The sequence below is a fragment of the Inquilinus sp. genome (genome assembly GCF_057815775.1).
This window is the reverse complement of record NZ_JBYRFX010000801.1, coordinates 1-7,108: the sequence shown is the minus strand read 5'-3', so window position 1 is coordinate 7,108 and position 7,108 is coordinate 1. Positions and strand designations below refer to the sequence as shown.

General features: G+C 68.4%; 10 protein-coding genes. 1 reads left to right on the top strand and 9 read right to left on the bottom strand.

The annotated features are described in order from the left end of the window. The 6 genes from AC3XYG_RS28580 to AC3XYG_RS28555 form a co-directional block, all read right to left on the bottom strand. On the bottom strand, positions 1-444 hold a 444-nt coding region (locus tag AC3XYG_RS28580; protein WP_489143270.1), incomplete at its 3' end, for a hypothetical protein. Between the two features lie 74 nt (positions 445-518). Beyond that, positions 519-1,712, bottom strand: coding sequence for a phosphoglycerate kinase (locus AC3XYG_RS28575; protein ID WP_489143269.1), 1,194 nt, complete (start codon positions 1,710-1,712; stop codon positions 519-521). A 162-nt stretch (positions 1,713-1,874) separates the two neighbouring features. Further along, a complete protein-coding gene (locus tag AC3XYG_RS28570) occupies positions 1,875-2,084 on the bottom strand; it encodes a TOBE domain-containing protein (RefSeq protein ID WP_309793956.1) in 210 nt (69 codons plus the stop codon). 70 nt (positions 2,085-2,154) lie between these two features. Further along, positions 2,155-2,985 carry a hypothetical protein gene (locus AC3XYG_RS28565; RefSeq protein WP_489143268.1) on the bottom strand — a complete coding sequence of 277 codons (831 nt, stop codon included), beginning with the start codon at positions 2,983-2,985 and terminating at the stop codon, positions 2,155-2,157. A gap of 68 nt (positions 2,986-3,053) precedes the next feature. Further along, entirely contained in the window at positions 3,054-4,238 is a 1,185-nt protein-coding gene (locus AC3XYG_RS28560; protein ID WP_489143267.1) for a Gfo/Idh/MocA family protein, read from the bottom strand. A gap of 176 nt (positions 4,239-4,414) precedes the next feature. Then, on the bottom strand, positions 4,415-5,473 hold the full coding sequence (locus tag AC3XYG_RS28555) for a sugar phosphate isomerase/epimerase family protein (RefSeq protein ID WP_489143266.1): 1,059 nt from the start codon (positions 5,471-5,473) through the stop codon (positions 4,415-4,417). 295 nt (positions 5,474-5,768) lie between these two features. On the opposite strand from AC3XYG_RS28555, the gene AC3XYG_RS28550 reads away from it, so the two are divergent. Beyond that, positions 5,769-6,224, top strand: coding sequence for a hypothetical protein (locus AC3XYG_RS28550; protein WP_489143265.1), 456 nt, complete (start codon positions 5,769-5,771; stop codon positions 6,222-6,224). Between the two features lie 8 nt (positions 6,225-6,232). Here AC3XYG_RS28550 and AC3XYG_RS28545 read toward each other — a convergent pair whose 3' ends face one another. From AC3XYG_RS28545 to AC3XYG_RS28535, 3 genes are read right to left on the bottom strand one after another with little or no spacing between them, the layout of a single operon-like run. Further along, positions 6,233-6,472, bottom strand: a complete 240-nt coding sequence (locus AC3XYG_RS28545; protein ID WP_489143264.1) for a hypothetical protein — start codon at positions 6,470-6,472, stop codon at positions 6,233-6,235. A gap of 24 nt (positions 6,473-6,496) precedes the next feature. After that, on the bottom strand, positions 6,497-6,838 hold the full coding sequence (locus AC3XYG_RS28540) for an ACR/YggU family protein (protein WP_489143263.1): 342 nt from the start codon (positions 6,836-6,838) through the stop codon (positions 6,497-6,499). Between the two features lie 10 nt (positions 6,839-6,848). Next, positions 6,849-7,106, bottom strand: a complete 258-nt coding sequence (locus AC3XYG_RS28535) for a YggT family protein (RefSeq protein WP_489143262.1) — start codon at positions 7,104-7,106, stop codon at positions 6,849-6,851. Positions 7,107-7,108 lie beyond the last annotated feature (2 nt).

The window sequence follows — 7,108 nt, the reverse complement described above, 5'->3', positions numbered from 1 at the left end:
CCGCTCATCGGCATCGGGCGTGGCGGCAGCGATGGCGCGGGACACGCCCTCGGCGACCTTGCGGCGGCGCTGGTCGATGCGCGCCTGCCGCCGCTCGCGGCGATCTTCGGCCGCGCGGCCCTGCTGCTGGCACTGCTTGTCCAACCTGGCTTTCAGGGCGACGGAGCGGCGGATGCCGAGGAATAGATCGTTGAAATGGGTTTTCGCGGTCCCGGCCTTGGCGTCGTCCTCAACCTTGAGGGCCGAGACGCTCCTGGCCTGGAATTCCCGGGCCAACGCGCCGCTAAGCGCTTCCATCTCCGACAGCAGCGCCCACTCCTGCGCAAACACCTCCGCCGCCGGTGAGGCGGTGGGTGTCTGGGGCGTGGTGGCGGCTTGTGTCATCCCTTGATAAGAACATAAAGAGAACAACGAGTCGAGGGATAATACTGCGCGACGATCCATCGTCGCCGTCGCGAGCCGACATCGTAGATTGGCTTCGCTCTTGCGAACCCAATCTACGCCTGCGGTAAGAGTGCTTACCGCTTCAGCGCGGCGACACCCGGCAGGTCCTTGCCTTCCAGCCATTCCAGGAAGGCGCCGCCGGCGGTGGAGATGTAGGAGAAGCGGTCCTCGACCCCGGCATGGGCCAGGGCGGCAACGGTGTCGCCGCCACCGGCGACGGTCAGCAGCTTGCCGGCCTGGGTCAGGTCGGCGGCGGCCCGGGCCACGGCGACCGTGCCGGCATCGAAGGGGCGCTTTTCGAAGACGCCGAGCGGGCCGTTCCAGACCACGGTCTTGGTCTCGGCCAGCACCGCCTTCAGATTCGCCACGGATTTCGGCCCGATATCCAGCAGCATGGCATCGGCCGGGATCGCCGCGTTGTCGACGGCCTCATGCGGCGCGTCGGCTTTGAATTCGCGGGCGACCACGCCGTCGACCGGCAGCAGGATCTCGCAGCCGGCCGCCTTGGCCTTGGCGAGGATGCTGTGCACGGCATCGGCCATGTCGTGTTCGCACAGGCTCTTGCCGACAGCGACGCCCTGGGCGGCCAGGAAGGTATTGGCCATGCCGCCGCCCAGCACCAGCTTGTCGACCTTGGCGACGAGGTTGCCGAGCAGGTCGAGCTTGGTCGAGATCTTGGCGCCGCCGACGATCGCCAGCACCGGGCGCTTCGGCGCCTCCAGCGCGGCCGACAGCGCCTCCAGCTCCGCCTGCATCAGCCGCCCGGCATAGGCCGGCAGGTGATGGGCGATGCCTTCGGTCGAGGCATGGGCGCGGTGTGCCGTCGAGAAGGCGTCGTTGACGTAGAGGTCGCCCAGCGCCGCCAGCGCCTTGGCGAAGGCCGGGTCGTTCTTTTCCTCTTCCGGGTGGAAGCGGACATTTTCCAGCAGCAGGATCTGGCCGTCCTTCAGCGCCTTGACCGCGGCCTCGGCCGCCGGCCCGATGCAATCCTCGGCGAAGGCGACCGGGCGCTCCAGCACCTCTTCCAGCGCCGGCAGCACGATGGTCTTCAGGCTGAATTCGGGTGTCACGCCCTTGGGCCGGCCGAAATGCGACAGCAGCACGACCCGGCCGCCCTTGTCGGCGATCTCGTCGATGGTCGGCGCCAGTCGGTCCAGCCGGGTGGTGTCGCTGACATGGCCATCGTCGACCGGCACGTTCAAATCGCCGCGCACCAGCACGATCTTGCCGCGCACATCCACATCGTCGAGGGTCTTGAACGCGCTCATGGGCTCCGGTCTCTTCTCAAGAGGCAAGGTCGCCGGCACCGAACCACAGCAGGGCGCGCGACGCAACCGGGCCGAAAGAAGGGGCGGGCTGAAGGGCCGAGCGGGCCCTGGCGCGGGAGAGGGGCGGGGGACCCGCCGCACCCTCCCGCCCGGATGGGCCGATCAGTCGACCGCGACCATCACGTCCGAGGCCTTGACCACGGCATAGGCGGCCTGGCCGGCCTTCAGGCCGAGCGAATCGACCGACTCGTTGGTGATCGAGGAGGTGACGATGACGCCGCCGCCGATGTCGATGCGGACATGGGCGGTGGTCTGGCCCTTGGTGACTTCGACGATGGTGCCCTTGAGCTGGTTGCGGGCGCTGATCTTCATGATGGCGGCTCTTTCGAGAGAGTGACGGTGGCGCAACCTAGCCGTGCCGGCATGGCCGACGCCAGTCCCCCTATCCGATGTCCGGAAACCAATAGCTCAGGGCGTCGCGATTGCTACCGTCCGCGCCGGTCCACCAGAGAACGGGGTAGAGCCAGTCATTCTTGCCGGCGGGCTGCTCGCGTTCGGCATGGAGCGGGTACTCGCCCCAGAACGTCGGCCGGTCTTTTGGCAGGATGACCCCGGCCAAGCTGAGAATGCCGATGATGATGCGTCGTTCCGAGGCATTCGACGGCAGCAGGCCGCCGAGAGATTTTTCGAGATCAGCCGGGCGGGCCGAGGCACTCAGCCGCGATATCCGGTCCCGCATCGCGGCGAGGATGTCGCGACCCTTGCCGTCCGCCACCGCCGGCGGAAGAGCCATGAACCATTGGAGGTCGTGCACCGCATACAGCGGGCTCTCATGTCGTACACCGCCCCATTTCTGCCGTTCGAAGCTCAGGACATTGAGATTGAAAGCCTCGGATCTGGCGGGGTCGCCGCAGATCGCGCACATGTTGGAGTGAGGCCGCGGAACGAAAGAATGGGCGGGCAGATGGAGAATCGCGGCCAAGCTCCCCAGCGCGGACCGCCAATCCATCCGACGGCTGGAGAGGCTGGCCAGAAAGGCGCTTCCGACCCTATCGGGTGTGATTTTTCCGCGAATGTCGATCGCTCGGGCCACCACATCGTCATGGGATAGGTCCACCGGATCGAACATCAGGCCGGCCTGCCTGGCGCGGTCGAACTCAGCGGAAGTGATCTGTCCCTTTGTCCAGCCCCGCGGAGACCAATGTTTTCTGAACAGGATCTCCATCGCGACGGGGTCGATCGAGCTGGATGGAGAAGATTTGGGGTTGGGCATATCGGGCGACCCTGTTCGGGATCAAAGGGCCTCTCCCGCTGACGGGAGAGGCCAGGCAACAGTGCCTTTCAGATCTTCGTCCAGGCCGCGTCCTGCTGTGACGAGGCCACGCAGGCGGCGATGAAGCGGACGCCGGCCAGGCCGTCCTGCACGGTCGGCACCAGCAGGGCGTCCGGTGCCGGGTCGCGCTTGTCCAGCCGGGCGAGGATCTGCTCCGCCGCCTCGGTGTAGATCTGGGCGAAGCACTCCAGGTAGCCCTCGGGGTGGCCGGGCGGCACGCGGGTGGCGTGGGCCGCTGCAGGGCCGCTGCCGGGGCCGCCGCGGGTCAGGCGGCGATGCTGTTCGCCCAGCGGCATGAAGGTCAGATAGTTCGGATTCTCCTGCGCCCATTCCAGCCCGGCCTTCTCGCCATAGACGCGCAGGCGCAGGCCGTTCTCGATGCCGCTGGCAACCTGGCTGGCCCAGATCATGCCGCGGGCGCCGCTGGCGTAGCGCAGCAGGATATGGGCGTTGTCGTCCAGCCGGCGGCCGGGAACGAAGCTCTGCAGGTCGGCGGCCAGCGACTCCGCGCCCTCGCCGGTGACGAAGCTCGCCAGGTTGTAGGCATGGGTGCCGATGTCGCCGACGCAGCCGGCCGGGCCGCTGCGCGCCGGGTCGACCCGCCACTCCGCCTGCTTGCTGCCGGTGTCCTCGGCCTTGGTCGCCAGCCAGTCCTGGGCGTATTCCGCCTCGACCAGCCGGATCTTGCCCAGGGCGCCCTCGGCCACCATCGCCCGGGCCTGCCGGATCATGGGATAGCCGGTGTAGTTGTGGGTCAGGGCGAAGACCTGGCCGCTCTTCCGCACCGCCGCCACCAGGTCCTCGGCATCGGCCACCGTGGTGGTCATCGGCTTGTCGCAGATGACGTGGAAGCCGGCCTCCAGGAACGCCTTGGCGGGGCCGTGATGGACGTGGTTCGGGGTGACGATGGCGACGGCGTCGATCGCCTCTCCACCGTTGTCCCGCAAGGTGCGCTCGCCCTCCAGCATCGCCTGCCAGGAGGGATAGGCGCGGGCGGGGTCGAGGCGGAGGTCGGCGGCCGAGGCCAGCGCCTTCTCCGGGTCGCTCGACAGCGCCCCGGCGACGAAGTCCCAACGGTCGTCCATCCGCGCCGCAAGCCGGTGCACCGCACCGATGAAGGCGTCGCGGCCGCCGCCGATCATGCCCAGCCGCAGGCGCCGGCTGGGCGCCCGTTCCGCGGTTCCGGAAACCATGCTTGTCCTCCCTACTGCTTCTTCTCAGATCGAGGCCCGTTCGAGAATGCGCCTGATGTGAGTCGGCTGGTGGTGGTTCCGAGAACCGGAGCGCAGCGGACGTTTGGGTCCGTGAGAACCGGAAGAGCAGGAACCGCCGCCAGACGGCCGCAGCAGGTGCGTTATCGGATTTGGCCTCAGCGGTCGATGCCGAGCATGCGGCGATTGGCGGCCTCATCGGTGCCGCCCGAGGCGAAATCGTCGAAGGCGCGCTCGGTCACCCGGATCAGATGCGCGGCGATGAAATCGGCGCCCTCGGCCGCGCCCTGCTCGGGGTGCTTGATGCAGCATTCCCACTCCAGCACGGCCCAGCCGTCGAAGCCGTATTGCGTCAGCTTGGAGAAGATGCCGCTGAAATCGACCTGGCCGTCGCCGAGCGAGCGGAACCGGCCGGCGCGGTCGGCCCAGGGGGCATAGCCGGAATAGACGCCCTGGCTGGCGGTCGGGTTGAACTCGGCGTCCTTCACGTGGAAGGCGCGGATGCGCTCGTGATAGCGGTCGATGTAGCCGAGATAGTCGAGCTGCTGCAGCAGCAGGTGGCTCGGGTCGTACAGCATGTTGCAGCGGGGGTGGTTGCCGACCCGCTCCAGGAACATCTCGAAGGTGCGGCCGTCGAACAGGTCCTCGCCCGGATGGACCTCGTAGCAGACATCGACCCCGGCCTCGTCGAAGGCGTTCAGGATCGGCGTCCAGCGGCGGGCCAGCTCGTCGAAGGCGGTCTCGACCAGCCCGGCCGGGCGCTGCGGCCATGGGTAGAGATAGGGCCAAGCCAGCGCGCCGGAGAAGGTGGCGTGCGACTTGAGGCCGAGGCGGCGTGACGCCTGCGCGGCATAGCGCAGCTGCTGCACCGCCCATTCCTGCCGTGCCTTGGGGTTGCCCCGGACTTCCGGCGCCGCGAAGCCGTCGAAGGCGTCGTCATAGGCGGGATGTACCGCCACCAGCTGGCCCTGCAGATGGGTCGACAGCTCGGTCAGGGCCAGGCCGTGCGCCTGCAGCGTGCCCAGCACCTCGTCGCAGTAATCCTGGCTCTCCGCCGCGCGCTTCAAGTCGAACAGGCGGGCGTCCCAGGACGGGATCTGCACCCCCTTGTAGCCGAGGCCGGCGGCCCAGCCGGCGATGGCGTCCAGGCTGTTGAAGGGCGCCGCGTCGCCGGCGAACTGGGCGAGGAAGATGGCCGGTCCCTGGATCTGTTTCATGATCTGCTCCTCCGCGGGGTGCTGCGACCCCTCTCCCTGGGCGATGATTTGTCCGGCGTGCGATCCACCGGATGGTTCCGGCGAAGGGTAGCAACGCGACCGGCCTCTGCGCAATGTAACCGATTGCAAATCGCTGTCCCGCGCAAGCTCATGCTCCTGTTCACCGGCGGGCTTGTCAATTTATTGTCTGATGAATGATCGGGCGTCCGCGCGTCCATTCTGGTCCGCCGTCGAAACGAAGCGTAGGATGCCGGTCACACCGCCCCGAGAGGCGGATTTGGCAATGGAGGCCGAGATGCGCTTGATCTTATGGGTCGCGGGCCTGGCGACCATCCTGGGGCTCGGTGCCTGCACGCAGCCCTCGGCGCTCGACACCAATCCGCAATATGCCCGGATGACCCGGCCGCAATTCGACCGCCAGGTGTTGGGCAAGCCCTTCCTGGTCCAGGGTGTGCTCGGCGGGCCGGACCGGATCTTCCAGTATGGCCGCAACGGCAAATACACGCTCAGCGGGCTCGACGGAAGCGGCCGGCCGATCCGGCTGCAGGAGGGCAGCTGGCGTTTCGAGGACGGCACGGTCTGCACCGGCCGGCTCAGCCGCAGCGAACCCGGCGACAGCTGCGTCACCATCTTCGCCTCGCCGCTGGCCGCGGCGCCGGATGTGATGAACTGCAATGTCCGCTGGGTGGGCGAGCGCGGCGCACTCGAGGATGCCGCGGTGCATCGCTGCCGGGTCGCCTATCGACCCTGAGGCCACGCTCAGCCGGTGATCGCGCCGCGCATGCCGTGGGCCATCTCCAGGCCCAGCCACAGCAACGCGCCGCTCAAGGCCAGCAGCACCAGACCGGTGGTCAGCCAATGCGACCAGCGCCCGGTCCTGGTGCGGCGGGTGGCGCCGAGCATCAGCGCGCCGATGGCCAGTGCCGGCACGACCCAGATCGCGCCGGACGCCACCATCATGAAGGCGGCGAGGGCGATGGCGCCGATCAGGGGGTCCATAGGCGCCTTGCTCCTGTCGCGCGGTTAGCCGGCATCGGCATCGAGGGCGGCCGCCCAGTTTTCCAGCCGGGCGGCGAGGGCGGCATCGCCGCCGGCGATCTCGATCAGCTTGGTGCGGTCGGTGAGGCCGGCGACCACGGCCAGCCCGGTCTTCGGCAGCCGCCAGCTCTTGGCCAGCAGGGCGATCAGCGCCGCATTGGCGGCGCCGCGCTCCGGCACCGCCGTCACGGCGGCCCTCAGCAGGGGGGCGCCATCGGCGTCGATCCCGCGCCCGGTTACCGCATTGCGTCCGCCCCGCGGCGTCAGCCGCACCGTCACGCGCACGCCGTGCGGCCCCGCCACGAACAGCGGGCGCGCGGCGGTCATTCGGCCAGCCTCAGAAACCGTACAGCAGGCGGGCGTGGACGTTGGCCAGGATCATGCGTGCCAGGGTGACCAGCAGCCACAGCACGACATAGGAGATGTCGACCCCGCCGAAGTTCGGCACGAAGCGCCGGATCGGGCGCAGCGCCGGCTCGGTCAAGCGGTAGAGCACGTTGCCGACCTGGTAGACGAACTGGTTGCGGGTGTTGACCACGTTGAAGGCCACCAGCCAGCTCAGTATGGCGGTGGCGATCAGGATCCAGATGTACATCT